Raw genomic sequence first — 23,351 nt, forward strand, 5'->3', positions numbered from 1 at the left:
CCCACCGACTGACGCGGCAAGCACCGACTGCCTCGCGAAGCGGCGTGCGGCAGGCTGCGCGCATGCAAACCGCCGTCGCCCTCCCTGCTCCGCGCCTCGCCACTCGCAATGGAACCAAAATGGTTGTATTTTGGTTCCACTCGAACGGAGGCGCTCCCATGCCCACCACCCTGACCCTGAAGAACATCCCCGACGCGGTGTACGCACAGCTCAAGGCCGCCGCCGCGCTGCATCGGCGCAGCCTGAACAATGAAGCGATCGTGTGCCTGGAAACGGTGCTGACGCCCGGCAAGCTCGCCCCCGGCGAACGATTGGCGCGCGCACGCGCGCTGCGTGCCGGCGTGCAGGCAGGCGGATTCGGCGCAGACGCGATCGACGCCATGAAGCGCGAGGGACGCGCATGATCGTGGTGGACTCCAACGTGCTGGCGTACCTGTACCTGCCGGGGGAGTTCACCGAGGCGGCGGAACGGCTGCTCGAAGACGACCCGGACTGGCACGCACCGCTTCTGTGGCGCAGCGAGTTTCGCAACATCCTCGCCGGCTGCCTGCGCCGCGGCACGCTGGCGCTGGAACAGGCGCAGGCGATCCGGCGCGAGGCGGAATCCCTGCTCGACGGCGCGGAACACGAGCCGGATTCGCGGCGCGTGCTGGAACTCGTGCGCGCCAGCGACTGCTCGGCCTACGACTGCGAGTTCGTCGTGCTGGCGGAAACGCTGGGCGCGCGTCTGGTCACCATGGACGGGAAGCTGCTCAGGGCGTTCCCGGCCATCGCCCAGCCGCTGGCGGCGGGCCAGGGCTAGGCGCGGCGCGCCTCAGCGCACGATCTCGTCCAGCTTCTCCAGCGCCGACTCGTCCAGGTCCTTCTCGCCGCTGCGGTGCGCCACCACCACGGCCGTGGCCAGATCGCCGGTGACGTTGAGCGAGGTGCGGCACATGTCGAGGAAGGTGTTGACGCCGATGATGATGCCGATGCCATCGGGGTTGATGCCGATGATGCCGCAGATCATCGCGATCACCGGCAGCGAACCAGACGGGATGCCGGCGGTGCCGATGCCCCCCAGGATGCACAGCACCAGCACCATCACCTGCTGCGCCAGCGGCAGGTGCAGGCCATAGACCTGGGCCAGGAACAGCACGGTGATTCCCTCGAACAACGCGGTGCCATGATGATTTGCCGATGCCCCGACGGTCAGCACGAAGCGGCTGACCTTGCGCGGCAGCTTCAGATTCTCTTCCGCCACCCGCAACGTCACCGGCAGGGTGGCCGTGGACGAGGCCGTGGCAAACGCGGTCAAGGTGGCTTCCTGGGTTTCGCGGAAGAACACGCGGGGCGACATCCCGCCCATCAGCCACACCCACAGCGGGATCACCACGAAGCCGTGGATGGCCAGCGCCACCAGCACCGTCACCACGAACCACACCAGGCTGTGGATCACGTCCCAACCCAGCTGGAAGGTCAGGTTGAACATGAACGCCGCCACCGCGTAGGGCGCCAGGCGGATGAACAGCCCAATCAAGTGCATGCAGATTTCGAACAGGCCGTGCATCGCGTTCTTGAAGGCCTGCGTGCCGGGCGTCGGCTTCATCACCAGGCCGATGCCGATCATCAGCGCGAAGAACACGATGCCCAGCTTCTTGCTGTCGTCGGCCATTGCGCCAACGATGTTGTGCGGCACGATGTTGACCAGCAGATCCATCAATCGCAGTTCGTTGCCCTTGCTGACGATTTCGCCGGCCTTGAGCATGTTGCCGCTCAGGGTCTTGTCCACCAGCGCGGGATCCATGTGCAATCCGGGCTGGAACAGATTGACGCAGACCAGGCCGACGCAGACCGCCGCGGCCGTCACCACCGCCGTGTAAACCAGCGTCTTCCAGCCCAGCCGGCCGAGTGAGGCGATATCCCCCAGCTCGGCCACGCCCAGCACCAGTGCGGAGAAGATCAGCGGCACCACCAGCATGAACAGCAGGTTGAGGAAGATCTGCCCGAATGGCTTGGTGCCGTAATCGATCACGCCATGGATCCAGGCCGCGTCCAGCGCGGTGGCATGCGCGGCCAAGCCCAGCCCCGTGCCCAGCACGAAACCGATCAGCACTTTGTAGTGCAAGGGAAGGCCCTTGGCGGGCTTCGCGGCGGTGCTATCAATCGAATGCATGTGACGCTCGCGGAACAAAACAATCCCGAAGCTTAGCAAACGTTTCCGCTCATTCCGGGTATAGCGGAGGCAGTAGGGAATGCGCCTGCTGCTTCGTCTCACGCCAGCGCGCGCCGCCGGCAAACGCCGCGCGCAGGGCGCGCACCGCCATCTGCGCATCACCCCGCCCCCAGCGCGCCGCCTGCAGGCGCTCCACCGCCTCCTGCTGCGCCGTATCGCCCAGATGCGCGCGCACCGCATCCAGATCGTCAACCGCGACTCTGGCCGCCGCCACGAGCGCACTGCTGATCCGTGCAAGATCGCCGGCATCCAGGGCCTTCGACAAAGCGTCTCGCAATGCGGCGGCCGATGCCGGCGCTGGCGTTGTCACCACGCGGCTGGACGTCGTCCCGCTCCACCACCACCCGATGATGCCCAGCACCGCCAGCACGCCAGCCGCCAGGCCCCATTCGCGCAGGTGGCGCCGCCACCCTGGATGCACGGGCAGGCCATCGTCGGGGGACACGTCCATTGCCGCCGAAGGCGGCGCTGACGCCGCATTCGCGACCGGCGGCAGGGCTGGCGGCGCATCCATGCGGACACCCGCCGCCACCTGCAAGTGCAGGGGCGGCAGCGTGGAGGCGCGCGCGACGTGATGTTCGGCATCCCACCAGACGATGCGCGGTCCTGGCACGCCCAGCGCACCTGCCTGCGCAGGCACCAGCGCGACCGTGCGCCGCACCGTGGTCCGCGGCCGGCCGTTGACGAACTGTTCCATGATTTGCGGCGGTTCGGCGAAGACCTGCACGCTGGAAACGGCGGGGAACTCCAGTGCCGGAACCTGCGCCGCGGTGGCACCGTCTGCCACCATCTCCACCTCCACCGTCGCGGCCTGCCCCGCCCATGCCTGCTTCGGCGCCTGCAAGTAGCGCAGTTGCAGGGAATGCAGCGGCAACCACGGCAGTGGCGCGCCGGCAGGGATGGGCAGTACCCGCAAGGTCTGGTCCGGTGCGGCAACCGAGACCTGCTGCCGGTCGTCTTCGAAAAACTGCCCCGTGAAGCCGCCACCTGTAATGCCGTTCAAACGCGCGCCCGGCAACAGCAGCGGGCCGCTGCGTTCGGGAATCAGCAGGAAGCGGCGCTCGACCACGCTGTAGCGCCGGCCACCAAGCATGCGCTGGTACTGGATGTCCTCGCCTACCCGTTGCAGGCTGGCGTGTTCTGGCGCCTCCAGATCCAGTTGCCCGGACAGCAGCGGCACCGCGTAGTTCAGCCGCACCGTCACGCCCACGGATTGCTGCACGTAGGGCTGGGTGGCGTCCACCTCGGTTTCCACGAAGACATCGGCCTTCGCCGTGGCCGGCTGCACGGCAGGCGGCAGCACCACCAGCCGCAGCGCAGCCGTGGTCGCATTGCCGACGCGCAGCGCCGGCACGATCAAGATGCCCGGCGCGCGCGGGCGCAGGCCGACCGAGAACACCGAGGTGGTGCTGGACTGCCCATTGACCCGCTCGAAACTGCGCCGAACGGTTTGCCCGCCGAGGTCGAACACCTGCTGCAGCGGGCTGAAGTCGATTTGCGCAACAGCCTGGTCCGTCTGGATGTTCAGCGCCACCGTTTCGCCATCGGTGATTTCGGGGCGATCCAACCAGGCACGGGTCTGCGCGGATGCCGGCAGCGCAACCAGGACAAGCCACATCAGCAGAAGCCACGTGAGGCCGCGGATCACAGCCCGCCTCCACGCCGACGCTGCGCTTCCAGCTGGAAACGCGCACGCAGCAGCGCGCCCGGGTCGTCTGGCACCCGCTGCAGCCATGCCTGGTTGGCCAGTCTTCGCTCGCGTTGTTCTGCGGTTTCCGGGGGCGCATCCGGATGCCCCGGTCGTTCCCGCTCCCGCTGGCCGGCCTGGCGCTTTTGCAAGGCCTGCTGCATGCGCTGACGCTGCGCGTCATTCGCCTGCTGCTGCGCCTGCGCGTCCTGTGGCTTGCCGGCCTGGTTCTGCTGCTGGTTCTGCTGCTGGTTCTGCTGCTGGTTCTGCTGCTGGTTCTGCTGCTGGTTCTGCTGCTGGTTCTGCTGCTGGTTTTGCTGCTGGTTTTGCTGCTGGCTTTGCTGCTGGCTTTGCTGCTGGCTTTGCTGCTGGCTTTGCTGCTGGCTTTGCTGCTGGTTCTGCTGCTGGTTCTGCTGCTCCTTCCGCTTCTTTGCTGCCTCCAGCAGGCGCTTGTTGTAGAGGGCATCGGCCATGCCCGGCTGCAATTTCAATGCGCGATCATAGGCTGCGACCGCCGCATCAAGGTACCCTGCCTGCGCCAGTGCATTGCCGAGGTTGTACTGCCCATCTGCGTCATGTTGCTGCGAAAACCGCGCAATCGCCTGCTGATATTCCTTGCGCCGGTATGCGGCAATGCCTTCCTGCATGCGCGCGTAGGCAATTTGATCGGGGCGCTGCCACAGGCTGCCGCCATGCGCGTCTGCATGCTGGGTCTGTGCTTGCACCGGCGACAGCGGCAACCACAGCGCGCACACCAGCAGCGCGGCAAACGCTCCGCCCCGTCGGAACAAGGGCAGGCACAACAACAGCACCAGCGGCAGCAGCCAATAGCCATCGTCGCGCCAACGTGCGCTTGTTTCGCCTCGTGCCGCCGCAGCATCCTCCTGCTGCGGATCCAGCACCTCCAGCGCACGCAGGTCGGCATCGCCCGTCGTGATCTGCCGGTATCGCCCGCCGCCTGCAGCCGCCAACCGATGCAGCGATGGCGCATCAAGCCGAGCCTGTTGCAATCCTTCCGGCGCGGAAAACACGCCGCCTTGCCCGCTGCCCAAGCCAAGCACCGAAACGCTGTACCCTGCGGCGCGCGCCCTGGTGGCCTGGGCGATGGCATCGCCATCGGCACGATCGGTCAGCAGCAGGATTTCACCGCGGTCGAAGCCGGCCTGCCGCAGCAGGCGCTGCGACAAGGCAATCGCGCGATCCGCACGATGACCGTCAGCGGGCATCACCTCCGGCGCCAGCGCATCCAGGAACAGCGCAACGTTGGCGGCATCTTCCGTCAGTGGCGCCACGGTGAAGGCATCATCGGCATAAACCACCAGCCCCGCCTGCCCGCCGGCGCGCTCCTGCAGCAGGCTTGCCAGCTTGGTCCGCGCCTGTGCCAGCCGGTTGGGTGGCAGGTCATGCGCCAGCACTGCGCGCGACAGGTCCAGCACGAGCACCAGCGGTTGCCGCGCCTGCCACAGCGGCTGCACGTCCTTGCGCACGCTTGGCCCGGCCAGCGCAAGCACGGACAACAGCAGGCCCAGCAAACCCATCCGATGCGTCCACCTTGCCTGCCTGCCGTGTAGTTCGGCCGGCGCCAGCAAGTGCGGCAACAGATGCGCATCCACCGCATTCCGCCACGCGCTGCGTTGCCGCATTCGCGCCTGCGCACGCCACGCCAACAGCGGCAGCAACGGCAACGCCAGCAACCACCATGGGCGCAGGAAATGCAGCTGGGTGATGTCGCTCAGAAGCGCAGTCATCGGTCACGCCTCCGCAGCAGCACTGCCAACACGCCCAGGATCACCGCCGCACCCAGCGGCCACGGATAACACTCGATCTTCGGCCGCACTACCTGCCCATGCCGCCGCACCGGTTCCAGCCGATCTATTTCCGCGTAGATGCCCGCCAGTGCCTCTGTATCCCGTGCCCTGAAGAAATGTCCGCCGGTGGCGTTGGCGATGCGTTGCAGTCCGGCTTCATCCACCTCGTCGCCACCACCACCCAGCGGCAGGCGAAAGCCGAATACCGACACGGTGCTGCCGTCGCCGCCAAAGGCGATGGTGTGGATGCGCACGCCGGCATCGTGGGCGATCTGCGCGGCTTTGTCCGGTGCCAGTACACCGGCGGTATTGACGCCATCGGTCAGCACGATCAGCACGCGCTGCTGCGCGCGCTGGATCTGCAGCCGCTTGGTGGCCAAGGCGACGGCATCGCCCAAGGCAGTGGCCCGCCCGGCCAACCCCACTGCCGTGCCATCCAGTTGCTGGCGCACGCTGTCGCGATCAAGCGTCAGTGGCGTCAGTGCGAATGCGCGATCGCCAAACACGATCAGGCCGACCCGATCACCGGCACGCCGATCCAGGAAATCGGCCAGCACGGCTTTCGCCGCGGTCAGCCGATCCACTGCACGACCACCGAGCTGCATGTCCTCTTCCCCCATGCTGGCCGACAGGTCAACCGCCAACATCAGGTCGCGCCCCGCCTGCAGCGGCGCCACCGGCGGGCCCAGTTGCTGCGGCCGGGCGGCGGCAACGCACAGCAGGCTCCAGGCCAGCCATGCCAACCACGGGAAACCACGCGTCGGTGCAGACGCCACAAGTCCTCCCTCAAGCGTGTGCAGGCGCGCATACCACGGCACGCGCAGTGCATCCCCGTCCTGGGCACGCGCTGGCAGCAGGCGATAGGCCAGCCACGGCAAGACCACCGCCAGCAACAGCCACGGCCATGCGAAACCATCGATGTGCAGCAGCGCGAAGAGCGTGTTCATGCGCGGCGCATCCAGTCCAGATAACGCTGGCGGGCAACCACGCGCAGCGCTTCCACCGCAGCCGGATCCACGTCGGGACGAAACCCGCCGTCGCCCAGCAGCGCGCCCGGCCCGTGGACGAACGCCGGGTGCTTCAAGCCATCATCCAGGAATCGCAGCCACGCCTCGCCGTCCAGCCGATCGGCCTCCGGCTTGATCCGTCGCGCTGCACGCCGCAGCAGTTCCGACATCGCGGCCACCTGCTGCACGGGCGAACCCGCCCCGGCAACGGCATCGTCGAACAGGCGCAACAGCGCCGCATGCCGACGCCGGCGACGGCGCCACAGCCAGCAGCCCACAGCAACCAGCGCGAGCACGCCCGCTGTCACCAGCCACCAGCCCGGCGCCGGTGGCCACCAGGAAGGCGCCACGCCCGCATGCACGTTCTTCAACGGCAGGGTCATCGCGCGCGCCCCGTCTTCGGCCGATCCAGCAAGCCCAGCCACGCGTCACTGGGGGCATCGCTGGACAGCATCTCGGCGCGAATCGCATGCCGCTGCAGCAGTGCCAATGCCACCTGCAGCGGCGCATCGAACGATTGCTTCCAACGCTGGCGCACGCCGGCCGCATCCAGCGCCAGTTGCATCCGCTCGCCTGCACCACCCGCAAATGCCAACCGCGCTTGCGGCGGCGTGCGCTCCAGTGGATCGCTCAGCAACAGCACCGTGCATTCGTGATGCTGGGCCAAGCCTGGCCAAACGACGCCTGGCACCGTTGCGATGCTGCCCGGATCGGCCAATACGATCAGCCTTGACCCTGGCCGCAGCAGGCGACGCGCATGCTCCAGCGCCGTTGCCAAACCGGCATCGTCCTGCGGAGGCCGTGCGTACCAGCGCACCAGGGCATCCAGCACGCGCAGCGCGCCACGGGAACCCGCAGCAGGCGCGACGGCCGCTTCGCGCATGCTGCCGCGCAGTGCCGCGATGCGATCACCGTCGCGCGCGGCCAGCCAGGCGGCCAAGGCGCCCGCGCGCGCGGCCTGCACCGACTTGAAGCGCACCCGGGTACCGAAGTAAAGCGCCGGCGACGTATCAGCAACCAGCAGCGTCAGCCGCTCGCGCTCCGCCTGGAACAATTTGGTATGCGCCTTGCCGCTGCGCGCGGTAAGGCGCCAGTCAATGTGGCGTGCGTCGTCACCCGGCGCATATTCGCGCGATTCCGCGTATTCCATGCCGCGCCCACGCAGATTGGACAGCGCATGCCCTTGGTTGCCAAAGCGGCCCTGACGGGCGGCCCGCCGCCCGTGCACCAGGGCGCGCAGCGCAATCAGCTCGGCAAGGGTTGGCACCACGCCAGCAAGAGAGGCAGCCTCGTTCATCCGTCGCCAGCCTCACCACCGCCGACGCAGATCACGCATTCCCGCACCCTGCATCTTCACGGCAGCGGTACCAGCCTCAGCAGTTCGGCGACCAACCGCTCGCCATCCCAGCCTTCGGCGGTGGCTTCAAAGCTGGGCAGGACACGATGGCGCAGGACATCGGGCGCGATCGCGCGCACATCCTCGGGCATCACGAAGTCACGCCCCGCCAGCCACGCGCGCGCGCGCGCGCAGCGCTCCAGCGCGATGGAGCCGCGCGGGCTGGCTCCCCACGCAATGCGACGGGCAAGCGCCGGGTCATAGCGGCCGGCATCACGCGAAGCCAGCACCAGTTCCACCAGATACCGCTCCAGCGCAGGCGCCATGTGCAGGTCCAGCACCTCGCGCCGGGCGGCGAACACGTCGCCCTGGGTGATTCGCGACGGCGGTGGCGCGGGCGGCAACAAGCTGTCGCGGGCGCGCTCGCGGGCCAGGCGCAGGATTTCGGTTTCGGCTTCCACTTCCGGGTAGCCGATGCGCACGTACATCAGGAAACGATCCAGCTGCGCTTCCGGCAGTGGGAACGTGCCTTCCTGCTCGATCGGGTTTTGCGTGGCCATCACCAGGAACAGCGGCGGCAGCGGACAGGTCTGCCGCCCCACCGTGACCTGGCGTTCGCCCATTGCCTCCAGCAGCGCCGACTGCACTTTGGCAGGTGCGCGGTTGATCTCGTCGGCCAGCAGGATGGAATGGAAGATCGGCCCAGGCTGGAACTCGAAGCGCCCGTCCTGCGGCCGCCAGACCTCGGTACCGGTCAGATCCGCGGGCAGCAGATCCGGGGTGAATTGAACGCGGGCGAAGTCCGCCTCCAGCCTGGAGGCCAGGGCCCGGATCGCGGTGGTCTTGGCCAGCCCCGGCGCGCCTTCCACCAGCAAGTGGCCATCGGCCAGCAGCGCAATCAACAGTCGCTCGACCAGTGCAGGCTGGCCGATGATCTCGCCAGACAGCTCATCTCGCAACGTGCAAAAAACACCGTGCAGGTGCCGGGGGTGCGGGGTACTGGTGTCCATCCTGATCCTCTTGCCGGGCGCTGGTTTGACCACGCACGCCGGCAAAGGTTCGCACGCCGTGTTGCGCCACATGGAAAGTTTGCATGTTGCAACAAAAAACGGGAGCCCTGCGGCTCCCGTTTTTGACTCTTGCCTGCCGCCCCAGATCAGCGCTGCGAAACGCGCATCACCTTGGGGGTCACGAACACCAGCAGCTCGGCCTTGCTCTTGCTGCGGCTCTTGTTGCGGAACAGGTTGCCGAGGATCGGGATGTCGCCGAGGAACGGCACCTTGGAGATATCGGTGCGGTCGCTGAACTCGTACACGCCGCCAATCACTACGGTCTGGCCATCTTCCACCAACACGGCGGTATTGACCTCGCGGCGTGCGATTTGCGGCACTTGTCCGAAACTGCCCAAGCTGATGAAGCCATCCAGCTCGTCCTTCTTGACGCCCATGTTCAGGAACACGCGACCGTCGTTGGTGATGGTGGGGGTGACCTTCAGCTCCAGCAGCGCTTCCTTGAACTGCACGGTCGGCACGTTGCCACCCTGGCCGCCGGAGACGGTGAGATAGCCGATTTCCTTGCCCTGCCGGATCACCGCTTCCTTCTGGTTGCTGGTGACGATGCGCGGGTTGGAAATCACTTCGCCGCGGCCTTGCTCCTGGATCGCAGACAACTCCACATCAAGCGCATAGCCGGCATTGAGGATGGACAGCGCCAGCGAGCCACCCGGATTCTGCAGGGCAGCCGGCATGCTCCAGTTCAAGCCACGGGTCAGCGTGGGACGCACCGGGACAGCTGGCGGCGGGGTGGTGCTGTTCTGGTCGATCGCATTGAGCAGCGAGTTCTGCGTCGATATGTTGTTGCCGATGTGGTCGCCGTAATACACCTTGCCATCGCGCGCCACGCCGGAAATACCGAACTTGGCGCCCAGCTCGCGGGCCACGCTCTCATTGGCAATCACGATGCGGGCCTCGATCACCACCTGATCCACCGGCTTGTCGAGCTGTTGCACCAGGCTCTTGATGTTCGAAACGCGCTGCGGGATGTCGATGACCAGCAGGGTGTTGGTGCGCTTGTCGAAGCTGATGCTGCCGCGACCGGACAGGAAGCCGCGATCCTGCGAGTTCTGGCTGCTCTGCTGGTTGCCGCCTTGCTGGTTACCCTTGCTCTCTTCGGTCAACAGTTTGGCGATGTCTTCGGCGTTGGCGTAGTTGACCGGGATGTACTCGGTCACTTTTTCCGCGCGCTCCTCCAGGCTGATGCGGGCATCTTCCTTATCCTGCTCGAACTGCGCGATTTCCTTTTGCGGGGCCACCCAGACCACGTTGCCGCTGCGGCGCTTGTCCAGCGACTTGGCCTGCAGCACCAGATCCAGCGCCTGATCCCACGGCACGTTGACCAGACGCAGGGTGACGTTGCCCTGCACGGTGTCGGCCGCCACGATATTGAGGTTGGACTCTTCCGCAATCAGCTGCAGGACGGTGCGAACCGGCACGTCCTGGAAGTTGAAGGTGACTGCCTTGCCGCTGTAGCGCGCGCTGGCGGCACTGCCGGCGGACGCCGAGGACACGGCGCCCATCGCAGGCGCCTTGCCCTGCGCGGCGGCCACGACCGGGGTCGCACGCGGGACGATTTCGATGATGTACTCGTTGCCGCTCTGGTAGGCCATCGACTCGAACGCGCCCTGCGTCCCCAGCACAAGCTGCGCGCCGCTGCTGGTGGCACGCGCATCGATGCGCTGCACCGGCGTGGCGAAATCGGTGACGTTCATCGGCCGCTGCAGGGCAGCCGGCAATTGCGCGTTGCCGATATCGACAACGACGTTGGAACCCATCTTGTGCAGGTCCGGTGCGGCGCCGCTGCCCGAGAAACGCAGGATCAGCTTGCCGGAGCCGCCGTCGCCGCGCTTGAAGTCGATTGCGGACACGGTCACCGCATCCGGCGTGCGCTTGGCCGGATCGGCCATGGCGCCGGTGGCGGATTGCCCCATCCCGACGGCAATGGCGGAGACAGGCAAGGCGCTTGCGCCGGCGGCGTACAGGCCTGCCGCAAGTCCTGCTGCAAGCGCCCCGATGTGCAGGGGACGCCGGACGGACTGCGGTTGCTTGGCGTTAGTGAAGGTCATCGGTCTATTCCCCAATCAATTGTCTTCGAGCGCCATTTTGGCGGGGCGTTCCAGCCAGCCGCCTGCGCCATCCGGAACCAGTTCGACCAGTTCGATCCGGTCTTCGTGCACGTCGGTCACGCGACCGTCGCTTTGCCCCATGTAGTCACCCGCATGCACGCGGTAGGTCACCTTGTCCGGTGCCATCACCAGCGCCACCAGGCCCTTGCCGCTCCCGAGCGAGCCGACCATCTTGAGGCCGTCGAGCGGGAACATCTCCAGCGTCTGCTTGCGCCGGCCCGGATCCGGGCGCGGCCCACCGGCACCTTCGCCACTGAAGGTCTGGTCGAACGGGTCGCGCAGGCTCTGGGCGGTGTATTCGAACGTTTCAAACTGCTGCATGACCGGCAGCGGCTGCAGCGCCGGCGCCGGCTTGGCCTTGACCTCGGCGACCCACTTTTCCAGGTCGCCACGGCTGCCGCCACAGGCGGACAGCGCAGCACACAGGATCACCAGGATGAGCAGGCCGGACAGGCGAGTGAACGATGAAATGCACATGGTCACTTGCCCTCCTTCTTGCCGGCATCGGCCGTCGTGGTCTCGGATTGCGCCGACTCATCCTCATCCAGGTAGCGGTAGGTCTTGACCGTACCGGCCAGCTCCAGCGCGGTATTGGCGCCGATCCGTGCATTCGGATTCGTCTTTGCATTTTTAGGCTGCAGCGAAATGTCGTGCATGGTCATGATGACCACGCGCGGCAATGAGGCCACGCCGCTGACAAAGGCACCGAACTGGTGATAGGTCCCGACCATCCGCAGCATGATCGGCTTTTCGGCGTAGAACTCCTGCTTTGCCTCCGGGCCGGGCTGGAACAGGTCATTCTGGATGCCGGTTGCCAGCGCAGTTTGCGAAATATCGACGATCAAGTCCGGCATTTCGGTCTTGCTGGGTAGCTGCCGCAGCATCTGCTGCAACTGCTGCTCCATCTGCGCCAGCTGCTGCTTGAGCGGCTCCAGGTTGGCGGCGCGCCCCTGCTTGGTTTCGAATTCGGTGCGGAGGTCGGTTTCCTGCGCTTCGAGCGACTTCAGCTCGTCCTGCTTGCCGCGCACCATCACCCACCAGGCCAGCACCACGATCAGCAGGGCGACCAATGCGCAGAAGCCAAGCTGTGCTTCACGCGGCCAGTTGCCGATGTTGTTGATGTCCAGCTCGCGCAGGTTGATCTTCTTTTTGGTACTCACGAGGCGGACCCTCCTGCAGCCGGGGCAGCCGGCGTGGCGGAAGGCGCCTCCGTGGCACCGTCCGCGTCCTTCGGCGCGCTCGGATTGGCCAGTTTGACCTTCAGGTTGAACTCGTAGGGCAGACCCGGATTGCCTTCCTTGGCCTCGATCACGTTGAGATCGGGATTGCTCATCCAGCCCGAGCTTTCCAGGTTGCGCATATAGGTCGAAACCCGTGCATTGGACTGCGAACGACCGCTCAGCGTCAGGATGTCACCCTCCTGCTTGATCGCGGTCAGCGCCACCCCATCCGGGATGGTGCGTACCAGCGAATCGAACAGATGCACCATCTGCGAGCGGTTGGCCTGCAACTGCTCGATGACTTCCTTGCGCGCCAGCAGCTTGGACTTCTTCTGGTCGAGCGCCTCGATCTCCTTGATCTGGCCATCGACCTTGGTGATCTCGCCGCGCAAGTATTCATTGCGGGACGTCTGGCTGGCGATGCGGCCGCTGTAGAAGCTGAAAATCAGGATCGACAGCAGCACGCCGGCGACCACCGACAGGCCCAGCATCCCGATGAATTCCTTCTGCCGCGCCTTGCGGCGTTCCTCACGCCACGGGAGGAGATTGATCCGTGCCATCAGTCGAAGCTCCTCAATGCGAGCCCGCAGGCAATCATGAGCGCGGGCGCGTCCTGCGCCAGGGCGTGCGCTTGCACGCGCGGGCCAAGCGTCATCTGTGCCAGCGGGTTGGCCATCACGCTCGGGATGCCCAGTTGCTCTTCGACCATTGCGGCGATACCGGGGATGGAAGCACAGCCACCCGCCAGCACCACTTGATCGACGCGGTTGAATTCGCTGCCGGCATAGAAGAACTGCAGCAAGCGGCTGATCTGCTGGACCATCGCTTCCTTGAACGGATCCAGCACTTCGATTTCATAACTTTCAGGCAGGCCGCCCTGGCGCTTGGCCAAGCCGGCTTCCTCGTAGCTCAGGCTGTAGCGACGCATCACCTCGTCGGTGAGCTGCTTTCCGCCGAACACGTTTTCGCGGGTGTAGATGCTGCGACCACCGCGCAGGACATTGAGCGTCGTCATGGTGGCGCCCACGTCCACCAAGGCAACCAGCCCGTCGCGCGGGACGTTGAGCGTCGGCGCCATCAGTGCGAAGGCGTTTTCGATGCAGAACGCCTCCACGTCGATGACCTTGGCGGTCAACCCGCCCAGTTCAAGCGCCGAGGCGCGCACTTCGACGTTCTCGGAACGCGAAGCCGCCAACAGCACCTGAACCATCTCGCTATTGCCGGGCACCGGCCCCAGCACCTCGAAATCGAGGTTCACTTCCTCGACCGGGTACGGGATGTAATTGACCGCCTCGAGTTCGATCTGCGACTCCAGTTCGTCCTCATCCAGCGCGGCCGGCATGGTGATCATCTTGGTGATGACCGACGAGCCGGACACCGCGGCAGCGGCATTCTTGACCCGGGCACCGGAGCGGGCCACGGCGCGGCGAATTGCCTCACCCACGGCCTCGACCTCGACCAGGTTCTTCTCGACCACGGCGTTCGGCGGCAGCGGCTCTACCGCGTAGTGCTCAACGCGGTAACGGTCGCCCGTCCGCGCAAGCTGCAACAGCTTGACTGCGGTCGAACTGATATCCACGCCGATCAACGGCGGTTGTGTCTTTGTCCCCAGACCCACGGCTTCTCCCCTTCCCACGGGCGCTTACGCGCACCAGGTGCTGTAGTACATGAATAACGGACTTTTTACCGCAAGGCAAGCGATGTCCGCCAGCCACCCTGCCAAGAACCCCGTTTTTTGCCCTGCCCGGCCCCCATCAACGCATGCGTGAATGGGAACCGGCCACCCCCGTGGGCCGTTCGATACCGGCCGCTCATCTATACTCCGCGACCACGAATGCTGCAATCGGAATTTGCTCCAATGCCCCGACTCCCCCGCTTTCTGCGCTGGTTTTTGCTGGTGTCCGCTGCATTTTGCCTGATCGGCGCACTGGCGTTGGGAGCCATGGTGTACGTCGTCAGCGCGCGCCTGCCGGACGTGCAGAGCCTGCGCAACATCGAGCTGCAGGAACCGATGTACGTGTACGCCCGCGATGGCCGGCTGATTGGCCTGTTCGGCGAAATGCGGCGCTATCCGGTGCGGATCGACAAGGTGCCAGCGCGCGTCAAGCAGGCCTTCCTGGCCGCCGAGGACGCCAATTTCTACCAGCACCACGGGGTCGATTTCACCGGCGTGGCGCGCGCCGTGTGGCTGCTGGCCAAGACCGGCGGGCAGGAGCGCGTTGCCGGCGGCTCCACCATCACGCAGCAGGTCGCCAAGCAGTTCTTCCTCAGCTCCGAATACAGCTTTCGCCGCAAGTTCGCGGAAATGTTGCTGGCGATGAAAATGGAGCGCGAGCTGGGCAAGGACGTGATTTTCGAGCTGTACCTGAACAAGAGTTTCTTTGGCAACCGCGCCTATGGCGTCGCCGCCGCCGCCGAGTACTACTACGGCAAGTCGCTCGACCAACTGAGCCTGGACGAAGCCGCCACGCTAGCCGGCATCCCCAAATTTCCGTCCAGCGGCAACCCGATCAGCAACCCGGAGCGCGCCCGCATCCGGCGCGACAATTACATCCTTCCGCGCATGGCCGCACTGGGCTTCGTGTCGCGCGCCGACGCCGACGCCGCACGCCAGGTGCCCATGCACGCAGCCCCGCATGAGCGCCAGGTCGAGGTCTATGCGCCCTACGTGGCCGAAATGGTGCGCCAGCAGATGGTCGAGCGCTTCGGCGGCGACGTGCTGAACAAGGGCTATCACGTCACCACCACCATCGACCCGGCCCTGCAGGCCGCCGCCGATCGCGCCGTGGTGGACGGCCTGCGCGTGTACGACCGTCGCCATGGCTGGCGCAAGCCCGATCAGACCGTGCAGATCCCGGCAGCGGCCGATGCCAAGGCCATCGGCCACCTGCTGCATGCCACGCCCCCGCAGGGCGGGTTGCTGCCGGCGGTGGTGACCGCCAACGACGGCGGCCGGCTGCACGTGGTGCTCGCCAACGGCAGCGAAATGGAGTTGGCCGGCAGCGCCCTGGCCTGGACCGGCAAACCCGCGTCCGCGCTGGCCCAGCGCGGCGACGTGGTGCGGATTCGCCGCCTGCCCACCGACAAGCCCGATGCGCCGGCGCAATGGGAGCTGGACCAGATTCCGCGCGCGCAGGTGGCCCTGGTGTCGCTGGATGCAGACAACGGCGCACTGCGCGCACTGGTCGGCGGCTACAGCTTTGCCGGCAACAAGTTCAACCGCGCCACCCAGGCGCGCCGCCAGCCCGGCTCCAGTTTCAAGCCGTTCCTGTACGCCGCCGCCTTCGAGCGCGGCTTCAATCCGGCATCGATCGTGCTGGACGCGCCGGTGGTGTTCAAGGACCGCCGCGGCCACGAATGGCGGCCACAGAACGACTCCGGCAACTTCGCCGGCCCGATGCGCGTGCGCGAGGCGCTGGTGCAGTCGCGAAATCTGGTGTCGGTGCGCCTGCTGGACGCCATCGGCGTGGACTACGCGCGCCGCTACATCAGCCATTTCGGCTTTGACGAGGCCAGCCTGCCGCCCAACCTGTCGATGTCGCTGGGCACTGCTTCGCTCACGCCGCTGTCGGTGGCGCGCGGCTATACCGTGTTTGCCAACGGCGGCTTCCTGACCACGCCGTGGGTGATCGACAGCGTGCGCGACCGCGACGGCAAGGACGTATTCAAGGAAACCCCTGCGGTTGCCTGCCCGTCCTGCGCGGGAACCAGCGCACCCGGGCAGACGGTGGCCGGGCAGGCGCAAGCGGGCACCGTGGATGGGTTCGACCTCGGGCCGGCCCCGGCAGCCCCGGCAAGCGCGGCCAGCAAGCCCGCGCCGACGGCAAAGCCCCCGCAGCCCCCGGCGCCTGACGGCTCGGCACATCCCGCCACCACCGTCGCGCCGCGCGCAATCGACCCGCGCGTGGCATGGCAGCTGGCCTCGATGATGCGCGACGTGGTTCGCCGCGGCACCGCCACCGCCGCCCGCGTGCTCAATCGCGAGGACGTGGCCGGCAAGACCGGCTCCACCAACGACCATCGCGATGCCTGGTTCTCGGGCTTTGGCGGCCCCTACGTGACCACGGTCTGGGTGGGCCGTGACGACTTCCAGTCGCTGGGCTATCGCGAATATGGCGGCAAAGCCGCCCTGCCGATCTGGATCAGCTACATGCAGGTTGCACTGAAAGGCCAGCCGGAGCGCCTGCCGGATCCGCCCGCCGGCATGGTCAAGGTCAGCGTTGGCGCCAACGGACGGCTGCTGCCGGGCGGCGACGGCGGGATCGTGGAATGGGTGAAGGCAGAGGACCTGCAGCGCATGGAGGAAGAAGCGCTGACCGACCCTGAGCCCGAGGAACAGCCGACCGAGCAATCGTTCGACATCTTCTGAAGCATGCGCGGCCGAGCCGGCAGGCAGAGTCGCGCCGGCTCGGGTACATTCGAGGCAAGCCGCAGGGGAGGAACGCGATGTCGGGCACCGGCCAGCACGTCCATGCGCATCTGCACGCCCAGACCCGCACCCGCGAGCGCCGCCAGCGCCTTGCCGCGGAAGCGGCCCGGCTGATGGCCGAAGGCGGCATCCGCGATTTCCAGCAGGCAAAGCGCAAGGCGGCGCAGCGGCTGGGGATTCGCGACGATGCGTCGCTGCCGCGCAACCGCGAAATCGAGGACGCCCTGCGCGAGTACCAGCGCCTGTTCGTGGGCGCAAGCCAGCAGGCCGAACTGCGCCGTCGCCGCGATGCCGCCTTGCGCGCACTGGCGTTCTTCCAGCCGTTCGAGCCGCGCCTGGTCGGTTGCGTGCTGGACGGCACCGCCGATGCGCACTCGCCGATCACCCTGCACCTGCACAGCGATGACCCCGACGCGGTCCCGCGCTGGCTGGACGAACACGGCATCCCGGCGCAATCGCGCAGCCATCGCCTGCGGCTGGACCACAAGCGCGACTACGAAGCGCCGGCGTGGCGGTTCGCCGCCGAGGGCCTGTCCTTCGACGTCTCCGTGCTGCCCGCCGATGGCGTGCGCCAGGCGCCGCTTTCCGGCGTCGATGCGAGGCCGATGCCGCGCGCGTCGCTGGCCCAGCTGCGCGCACTGCTGGCAGAAGACGAGATCGCCCGCGATCACGCCGGCGGCTGATGCCAAATGAAAACGCCCCGCACGTGCGGGGCGTTCGTGGGCAAGACCGGGCAGGGCTCAGCGCTTGCCCATGTCCACGTAATCGCGCTTGCCGGCGCCCGTGTACAGCTGGCGCGGACGGCCAATCCGGTTTTCCGGGTCGTCCTGCTGCTCCAGCCAGTGGCTGACCCAGCCGGCGGTGCGGGCGATGGCGAACATCACGGTGAACATCTCCACCGGGATGCCCAGCGCCTTGTAGATGATGCCGCTGTAGAAATCGACGTTCGGATAGAGCTTGCGCTGGATGAAGTAGTCATCCTTCAGCGCCGCCTCTTCCAGCCGCACGGCCACTTCCAGCAGCGGGTCGTTGACATTGAGCGCGCCCAGCACTTCATGGGTCATCTTGCGCACCAGCGCCGCGCGCGGGTCGTAGTTCTTGTACACGCGATGGCCAAAGCCCATCAGGCGGAAACCCGATTCCTTGTCCTTGGCCTTGTCCACCGCCGACTTCACGTTCTCCGGCTTGCCGATCTCGGCCAGCATCTTCAGCACCGCCTCGTTGGCGCCGCCGTGCGCCGGGCCCCACAGCGCAGCCACGCCGGCGGCGACGCTGACGTAGGGATTGGCACCGGTGGAACCGACCAGGCGCACGGTCGAGGTGGAGGCGTTCTGCTCGTGGTCGGCGTGCAGGATGAACAGCAGGTCCATCGCCTTGGCGGCCACCGGATTGAGCGCCAGCGGCTCGCTGGGCACTTCCATCATCATGTGCAGGAAGCGCGTGGTGAAATCCAGGTTGTTGCGCGGATAGCGCATCGGCCAGCCGATCGAATAGCGATGGCAGGCGGCGGCAATCGTCGGCACCTTGGCGATCAGGCGGATCGCGGCGAGGCGGCGCTGCTCGGGATCTTCCAGATCCAGGTCGTTGTGGTAGAAGCTGGCCAGCGAGCCGAGCATGCCGGTCAACATCGCCATCGGATGGGCGTCGTGGCGGAAGCCGTACAGGAACGTGCGGAACGCCTCGTGCATCATCGTGTGGTGGGTGACTTCATGTTCGAAGTCGGTCAACTGGGCCTTGTCCGGCAGCTCGCCATGCATCAGCAGGTAGGCCACTTCCGGGAACGTGGACTTTTCGGCCAACTGCTCGATCGGGTAGCCGCGATACAGCAGCACGCCCGCGTCGCCGTCGATGTAGGTGATGGCCGACTTGCAGCTGGCGGTCGCGCCGAAGCCGGGGTCGTAGGTGAAGCAACCGGTTTCTTTCGGCAATTTGGCGATGTCCACGCAAGGCTGGCCAAGAGTGGGCTGCAGCACAGGCATGGCGACCGATTTGTCGCCTGCGGTCAAAATGATCTGGTCGAGATTGGACACGAAGGGCTCCAGTGGGGGCTGCGCGGTGCCGGCCTGGCGGCCATGCGCCGGCGCATGGGAAACCCGGATTATCGCATAGGCCGTTCGCCGCCAAACCCGGACGAAAGTCGCAGACGCCTGATCCGGATCAACAAAAACGAAACGGCCGCCTTGCGGCAGCCGTTCGCGTATCACGTGGCGCGACGCTTACTTCTGGTAGCGCTTCAGGAACCTGTCCACGCGACCGCTGGTATCGATGATCTTGTGCTGGCCCGTGTAGAACGGGTGCGAAGACGACGACACTTCCACCTTGACCAGCGGATATTCGTTGCCATCTTCCCACTTGACCGTCTCCTTGCTGGAGATGGTCGAACGGGTCAGGATCTTGAAGTCCGAGGTCACGTCCTGGAAGACGACGTCGCGGTATTCGGGATGGATGCCGGCTTTCATGATGCAAACTCTGGGAAGTGGAACGGATAGAGCCGCGTATTGTAGCGGCCGCCCCCGGGCGAACGCAAGTCGCCCCGCCTCATGCCGGCCGGGCCAGCAGCGCGGCCTCGATCATCGCCTCGAATCGCCGCTGGTCGTAGCGCATCAGGATCGCCACGTTGTCTGGCGCACCCGTCTGCCGGTTCCAGTCCACGATGGTGGCCCCGCGCGCGTGCAGGCCAGCGGTTTCCACGGCCAGCGGGCGTTCCGTCATCTCCAGCGCGCCCTCCGGCTGCAGCGCCAGCGCCATCGCCAGCGCGTCGGCGGCGTGCCAACGCTCGCCGCGCCCGGCCTTCGCCCACGACCGGGTATGCGCGGAAATCCCGGCATAGAAGCGTGCGCGCGGCGCATCGGCCGCCAGCCAACGCTCGGCGTCCGCGTGCAGGAAGCCATGCGCCAGTACCGCCTCCCAGTCGGCCAATTCGATTTTCGGAAACGCGGTGAACACGATATGCGCCGCCTCCGGGTCGAAGGCGATGTTGAACTCGGCTGCCGGGGTGATGTTGCCGTGCGCGCTGACGGCAGCGCCCATCACCACGCAACGCGCGATCCGCTGCGGCAAGGTCGGGTCGAGCTTGAGCGCCAGCGCAAGGTTGGTCAGCGGGCCAAGCGCGACCAGCAGCAGACGGCCTGCGTGCTCGTGCGACAGGCGCAGGATGGCCAGTGCGGCGTGCTCGGCCCGTGCGGCGTGCGTGGACCTGGCGTACCCGGTATCGCCGAAACCGTCGCGGCCATGCACGTAGGCGGCGTCGCGCGCGGGGAACACCAGCGGCGCATCCGCCCCGGCGAACACGGGCGTGTCCACGCCGCAGACCTCGCACAGCTTCAGCGCGTTGGCGACGGTGTGCTCAAGCCCCACGTTGCCGGCGGCGATGGTCAGGCCCACGACCTCGTGGCGAGTGTCGTTGAAGGCCATCAGCAGGGCCAGCGCGTCGTCCACGCCGGGGTCGGTATCGATCAACAGCGGAATGCGGTCATTGTTCATTCCGCATTATTGCCCGCCGCGCACGGATTCAGCGATAGCGGCGCAGATAGCGCTTCTCGAACAGGGCCTTGGCCCAGTGCAGCGCGCGCAATGGCGGCAGCACGCGGCCACCGCCTTCATGCCGGGTCACCAGCATGCCGCGGTCGAGCGAATCGATGATGCACACCAGTTCGCTGCGGAAGGTGTCCCGCGCGGGCTCGCCGTCCAGTTCGCGCAGCAGATTGCGCGCGGCGACGTCCGCATGCAGGTCGGCCTGGTGCGCCTGTTTCGGCATCCAGTCGGGCCCGGGGAAACTGCCGCCGTCGCCCGCCACGTACGTGCAGGCCACCGCCGGCACGCGGCAATGCGCATCGCCCTGCACGAATCCGCCCGGCGAGCGTGGCAGCACGGTGTTGTCCAGCCATGCCTGCCCGGTCAGGCCTGGCATGAACAGGATGAGGTCGCTTTCGATGCGAGTGTGCTCAAGATGCACCGCGTCGGCTTCGAAGCGCTGCGGCTTTTCACCCAGCACGGTCTCGATGCCGCGCTTGTGCATCTGCGCCAGGATCATGCCCACCGCACGCTCGCCCAGGCGCTGGCCCGGCTTCTGCGACGGGCTGAAGAACACCAGCCGGAACTTCTCGCGCCGGCGCTGCTTGCGCAGCAAGGTGTCGATGCCGAACACGAATTCGAACACTGGCCCGCCACGCATCGCGATGGGCTCGTTCGGGTTTGAGCCGAAGCCGAAACACAAGGTGCCGCCGTCCATCGCGGCCAAGCGGTCGCGGATCGCCTCGCCCGCCGCCACGCCGTCGCAGGGAATGATGGCGTGCTCGAGGCCGGGAAGCTTGCGGAGGAAGCGCGCGCCACTGGCGATGATCAGGCCGTCGTTGCGCACCTCGCCCGCATCGGTTTGCAGGGTGCGGGCATCGGCGGACAGCCCGGTGGCCCGCGCCGCATGGAAGCTGATGCGCTGGCGCTGCAGGAACTCCCGCAACGGCACCACCAGATCCTCGCGCCGGTGCTTGCCCGACGGCAACCAGATGGTGCCGGGCAGGTAGTGCAACTCTGCGGCAGGCGCCACCAGCGTCAACTCCGCCTCACGCGAGATTTTCCGCAAGGTGCGCAGCGCGGTGAGCCCGGCAAAGCCGGAGCCGACCACGGTGATCTTCCTGCTGCTCATGGGATCACTCCTGATGGCCCGGGGCCAATTCCTGCTGCACCCGCGCCTCGGTGCTGGTCATGCCCGCCTTGCGTCCCAGCGCAAGCGCGGCATCCGCCGGCACGCCGTCGAAATCCGCCTGCTCCAGCGCCAGCAGGCCGCCGGCGCGATTGGCGCTGGCGCAGTGCAACAGCACCTGCTGGTGCCCCGGCCGCAGGGCTTCGTGCAGCAGCTGCGCGTTGGCGCGGGTGAGCCCGTCGGCACCGTTGACCGGAAGCTCGATGTAACGCATCCCGGCAGCGCGCACCTCGGCGGCTTCGTCACGCCCCTGCAGTTCCTGCGGCGTGCGCAGGTTGATGACGGTGCGCACGCCGCGCGCCTTGATCGCCTTCCAGTCCTGCGGGCCGGGCTGGCCGGCGGTGAACAGGCCCGGCAACGGCTGCATCAGTTTGACCTCGGGCGCGGCCGCAACGCTGGCCGGCGCATGCGCGCAGCCGGCGGCCAGCGCGATGGCCATGGCCGCCAACAGCGACGGGACGCCGCGGCGCCTCATGCCGGCGCACCCTGCTGCGGCGACAGTTCATCAAACGCGCGCAACGCTTCGGAGGCATAGATCATCGATGGACCGGCGCCCATGTAGATCGCCATCGACAAGGTCTCCAGGATTTCCTGCCGGCTGGCGCCGGCACCGATCGCCGCCTTGGCATGGAAGCCGATGCAGCCATCGCAGCGCACGGCGACCGCAATGCCCATGGCGATCAATTCCTTGGTCTTCACGTCCAGCGCGCCGGGCTTCAGCGCTTCGCGCGCAAGCATGGAAAACCCGCGCATCGGCTCGGGCGCGCCCTCCCGGAACTTGCCAATGGCGGCGTTGAGATCATCGATCAGGTCGGGAAAAGACTGGCTCACGAAACACTCCTTCGATCAAAGAAATTGGCGCGTCCAACGCACGATGTCGGCAGTGCCGATGGCACCGGATTGCCGCGCAAGCTCATGGCCCTGGCGAAACAACACCAGGGTGGGAATGCTGCGGATGCCAAAGCGGCTGCCCAGCGCGGGCTGCGCCTCGGTATCCACCTTGGCCAGCCGCAGCGCCGGCTCCAGCTGCCTGGCCGCTGCCTCGAACTGCGGCGCCATCATCCGGCACGGGCCGCACCATGGCGCCCAGAAATCCACCAGCAGCGGCAAGTCTGCGCGCTCGGCGTGGGCGTGGAAGCCGGCATCATCCAATGCCAATGGATGCGCATCGAACAGCAGCGCGCCGCACTTGCCGCACTTCGGCGCCTCCGCCAGCCGCGCGTTGGGCACGCGGTTCAGGCCGTTGCAGGCCGGACAGGCAACGATGGTGGATGCCGCGCTCATGCGCCCGCCTCCGCGCCCCCGGGCACGTATTCGGCGCCGGCGGCATCGATGATGCGCACCTCCACCTGCATCCCTTCGCGCACGCTCTGGGTGACGATGCAGAACTCCTCGAACTGACCCAGCACGCGGTCGAAGTGCTCCAGCCCCGCAGCGGCGTCGGACAGGTGGATCGCCACCTCGGCGCGCGGGATGCGCCACCGCCCGTTTTCGTTGCGCGCCTTGTGCGCCACGATTTCGGTGCGGATCGGGCCGGGCGCGTTCTTGAACTTGCGCAGCGCGAACAGCAGGCTGGCCGACAGGCAGTTGGACACGCCCGCCAGCAGCAGGTGCGACGGATTCGGGCCCGCGCCCGCGCCCAGCGGCGCGCTCTCATCGGTGTGCAGTGCGTCCAGATCCGTTCCTTCGAAACTGATCCGGAACGCATAGGGCCCGTCCTGTTCCAGCAGCAGCCGGATGCCGTCGTCTTCGCTCATCGTGTTCCT

Annotated in this window: 24 protein-coding genes; 4 read left to right on the forward strand and 20 right to left on the reverse strand. The window is 66.9% G+C overall.

Going from position 1 to position 23,351, the window contains the following annotated elements; all coding sequences use genetic code 11:
* Positions 1-158: 158 nt before the first annotated feature.
* Both LIW09_RS10615 and LIW09_RS10620 read left to right on the forward strand, forming a co-directional pair.
* Positions 159-404: a FitA-like ribbon-helix-helix domain-containing protein gene (locus tag LIW09_RS10615; RefSeq protein ID WP_256645590.1), complete on the forward strand. Its 246-nt coding sequence runs from the start codon at positions 159-161 to the stop codon at positions 402-404.
* Complete coding sequence (locus LIW09_RS10620; protein ID WP_256645591.1) at positions 401-802, forward strand: type II toxin-antitoxin system VapC family toxin; 402 nt, start codon at positions 401-403, stop codon at positions 800-802. Before LIW09_RS10615 ends, LIW09_RS10620 begins: the two co-directional genes overlap by 4 nt.
* Before the next feature lie 12 nt (positions 803-814).
* On the opposite strand, the gene LIW09_RS10625 is transcribed toward LIW09_RS10620, so the two are convergent.
* The 12 genes from LIW09_RS10625 to LIW09_RS10680 all read right to left on the reverse strand — a co-directional run bounded on the left by LIW09_RS10625 (position 815) and on the right by LIW09_RS10680 (position 14,072).
* Entirely contained in the window at positions 815-2,146 is a 1,332-nt protein-coding gene (locus LIW09_RS10625; protein WP_256647224.1) for a dicarboxylate/amino acid:cation symporter, read from the reverse strand.
* Positions 2,147-2,204: 58 nt separating this feature from the next.
* Positions 2,205-3,833: a BatD family protein gene (locus tag LIW09_RS10630; protein WP_256645592.1), complete on the reverse strand. Its 1,629-nt coding sequence runs from the start codon at positions 3,831-3,833 to the stop codon at positions 2,205-2,207.
* Between the two features lie 26 nt (positions 3,834-3,859).
* A complete protein-coding gene (locus tag LIW09_RS10635) occupies positions 3,860-5,650 on the reverse strand; it encodes a VWA domain-containing protein (RefSeq protein ID WP_256645593.1) in 1,791 nt (596 codons plus the stop codon).
* A complete protein-coding gene (locus tag LIW09_RS10640) occupies positions 5,647-6,657 on the reverse strand; it encodes a vWA domain-containing protein (protein WP_256645594.1) in 1,011 nt (336 codons plus the stop codon). The genes LIW09_RS10635 and LIW09_RS10640 overlap by 4 nt, the downstream gene beginning before the upstream one ends.
* Positions 6,654-7,100: a DUF4381 domain-containing protein gene (locus tag LIW09_RS10645; protein ID WP_256645595.1), complete on the reverse strand. Its 447-nt coding sequence runs from the start codon at positions 7,098-7,100 to the stop codon at positions 6,654-6,656. Before LIW09_RS10645 ends, LIW09_RS10640 begins: the two co-directional genes overlap by 4 nt.
* Entirely contained in the window at positions 7,097-8,014 is a 918-nt protein-coding gene (locus LIW09_RS10650; RefSeq protein ID WP_256645596.1) for a DUF58 domain-containing protein, read from the reverse strand. The genes LIW09_RS10645 and LIW09_RS10650 overlap by 4 nt, the downstream gene beginning before the upstream one ends.
* A gap of 56 nt (positions 8,015-8,070) precedes the next feature.
* Positions 8,071-9,063, reverse strand: a complete 993-nt coding sequence (locus LIW09_RS10655; protein ID WP_256645597.1) for an AAA family ATPase — start codon at positions 9,061-9,063, stop codon at positions 8,071-8,073.
* Between the two features lie 146 nt (positions 9,064-9,209).
* Entirely contained in the window at positions 9,210-11,174 is a 1,965-nt protein-coding gene (locus LIW09_RS10660; protein WP_256645598.1) for a type IV pilus secretin PilQ, read from the reverse strand.
* Positions 11,175-11,189: 15 nt separating this feature from the next.
* Positions 11,190-11,711, reverse strand: coding sequence for a pilus assembly protein PilP (locus tag LIW09_RS10665; RefSeq protein WP_256645599.1), 522 nt, complete (start codon positions 11,709-11,711; stop codon positions 11,190-11,192).
* A gap of 2 nt (positions 11,712-11,713) precedes the next feature.
* Positions 11,714-12,394, reverse strand: a complete 681-nt coding sequence (locus LIW09_RS10670; RefSeq protein ID WP_256645600.1) for a type IV pilus inner membrane component PilO — start codon at positions 12,392-12,394, stop codon at positions 11,714-11,716.
* A complete protein-coding gene (locus LIW09_RS10675) occupies positions 12,391-13,014 on the reverse strand; it encodes a PilN domain-containing protein (protein ID WP_256645601.1) in 624 nt (207 codons plus the stop codon). The genes LIW09_RS10670 and LIW09_RS10675 overlap by 4 nt, the downstream gene beginning before the upstream one ends.
* Entirely contained in the window at positions 13,014-14,072 is a 1,059-nt protein-coding gene (locus LIW09_RS10680; RefSeq protein ID WP_256645602.1) for a pilus assembly protein PilM, read from the reverse strand. Before LIW09_RS10680 ends, LIW09_RS10675 begins: the two co-directional genes overlap by 1 nt.
* Positions 14,073-14,312: 240 nt before the next feature.
* On the opposite strand from LIW09_RS10680, the gene LIW09_RS10685 reads away from it, so the two are divergent.
* A complete protein-coding gene (locus tag LIW09_RS10685; RefSeq protein WP_256645603.1) occupies positions 14,313-16,823 on the forward strand; it encodes a penicillin-binding protein 1A in 2,511 nt (836 codons plus the stop codon).
* Between the two features lie 77 nt (positions 16,824-16,900).
* Positions 16,901-17,566 (forward strand): hypothetical protein, encoded by a 666-nt coding sequence (locus LIW09_RS10690; RefSeq protein ID WP_256645604.1) that lies wholly within the window; start codon positions 16,901-16,903, stop codon positions 17,564-17,566.
* 57 nt (positions 17,567-17,623) lie between these two features.
* Here LIW09_RS10690 and LIW09_RS10695 read toward each other — a convergent pair whose 3' ends face one another.
* From LIW09_RS10695 to LIW09_RS10730, 8 genes are all read right to left on the reverse strand, one after another.
* Positions 17,624-18,913 carry a citrate synthase gene (locus LIW09_RS10695; RefSeq protein ID WP_256645605.1) on the reverse strand — a complete coding sequence of 430 codons (1,290 nt, stop codon included), beginning with the start codon at positions 18,911-18,913 and terminating at the stop codon, positions 17,624-17,626.
* A 186-nt stretch (positions 18,914-19,099) separates the two neighbouring features.
* Complete coding sequence (locus LIW09_RS10700) at positions 19,100-19,342, reverse strand: type B 50S ribosomal protein L31 (RefSeq protein WP_256645606.1); 243 nt, start codon at positions 19,340-19,342, stop codon at positions 19,100-19,102.
* A 79-nt stretch (positions 19,343-19,421) separates the two neighbouring features.
* Positions 19,422-20,366: a nucleoside hydrolase gene (locus tag LIW09_RS10705; RefSeq protein WP_256645607.1), complete on the reverse strand. Its 945-nt coding sequence runs from the start codon at positions 20,364-20,366 to the stop codon at positions 19,422-19,424.
* Positions 20,367-20,394: 28 nt separating this feature from the next.
* Positions 20,395-21,528, reverse strand: a complete 1,134-nt coding sequence (locus tag LIW09_RS10710; RefSeq protein WP_256645608.1) for an NAD(P)/FAD-dependent oxidoreductase — start codon at positions 21,526-21,528, stop codon at positions 20,395-20,397.
* Positions 21,529-21,532: 4 nt separating this feature from the next.
* Entirely contained in the window at positions 21,533-22,060 is a 528-nt protein-coding gene (locus LIW09_RS10715; RefSeq protein WP_256645609.1) for a protein tyrosine phosphatase family protein, read from the reverse strand.
* On the reverse strand, positions 22,057-22,416 hold the full coding sequence (locus LIW09_RS10720) for a carboxymuconolactone decarboxylase family protein (protein ID WP_256645610.1): 360 nt from the start codon (positions 22,414-22,416) through the stop codon (positions 22,057-22,059). Before LIW09_RS10720 ends, LIW09_RS10715 begins: the two co-directional genes overlap by 4 nt.
* Before the next feature lie 15 nt (positions 22,417-22,431).
* On the reverse strand, positions 22,432-22,869 hold the full coding sequence (gene trxC, locus LIW09_RS10725; RefSeq protein WP_256645611.1) for a thioredoxin TrxC: 438 nt from the start codon (positions 22,867-22,869) through the stop codon (positions 22,432-22,434).
* Positions 22,866-23,342, reverse strand: a complete 477-nt coding sequence (locus LIW09_RS10730; protein WP_256645612.1) for an OsmC family protein — start codon at positions 23,340-23,342, stop codon at positions 22,866-22,868. Before LIW09_RS10730 ends, trxC begins: the two co-directional genes overlap by 4 nt.
* Between the last annotated feature and the right edge of the window lie 9 nt (positions 23,343-23,351).

Origin of the sequence: Thermomonas paludicola, assembly GCF_024498955.1 — a bacterium.
GTDB classification, from domain to species: domain Bacteria; phylum Pseudomonadota; class Gammaproteobacteria; order Xanthomonadales; family Xanthomonadaceae; genus Thermomonas; species Thermomonas paludicola.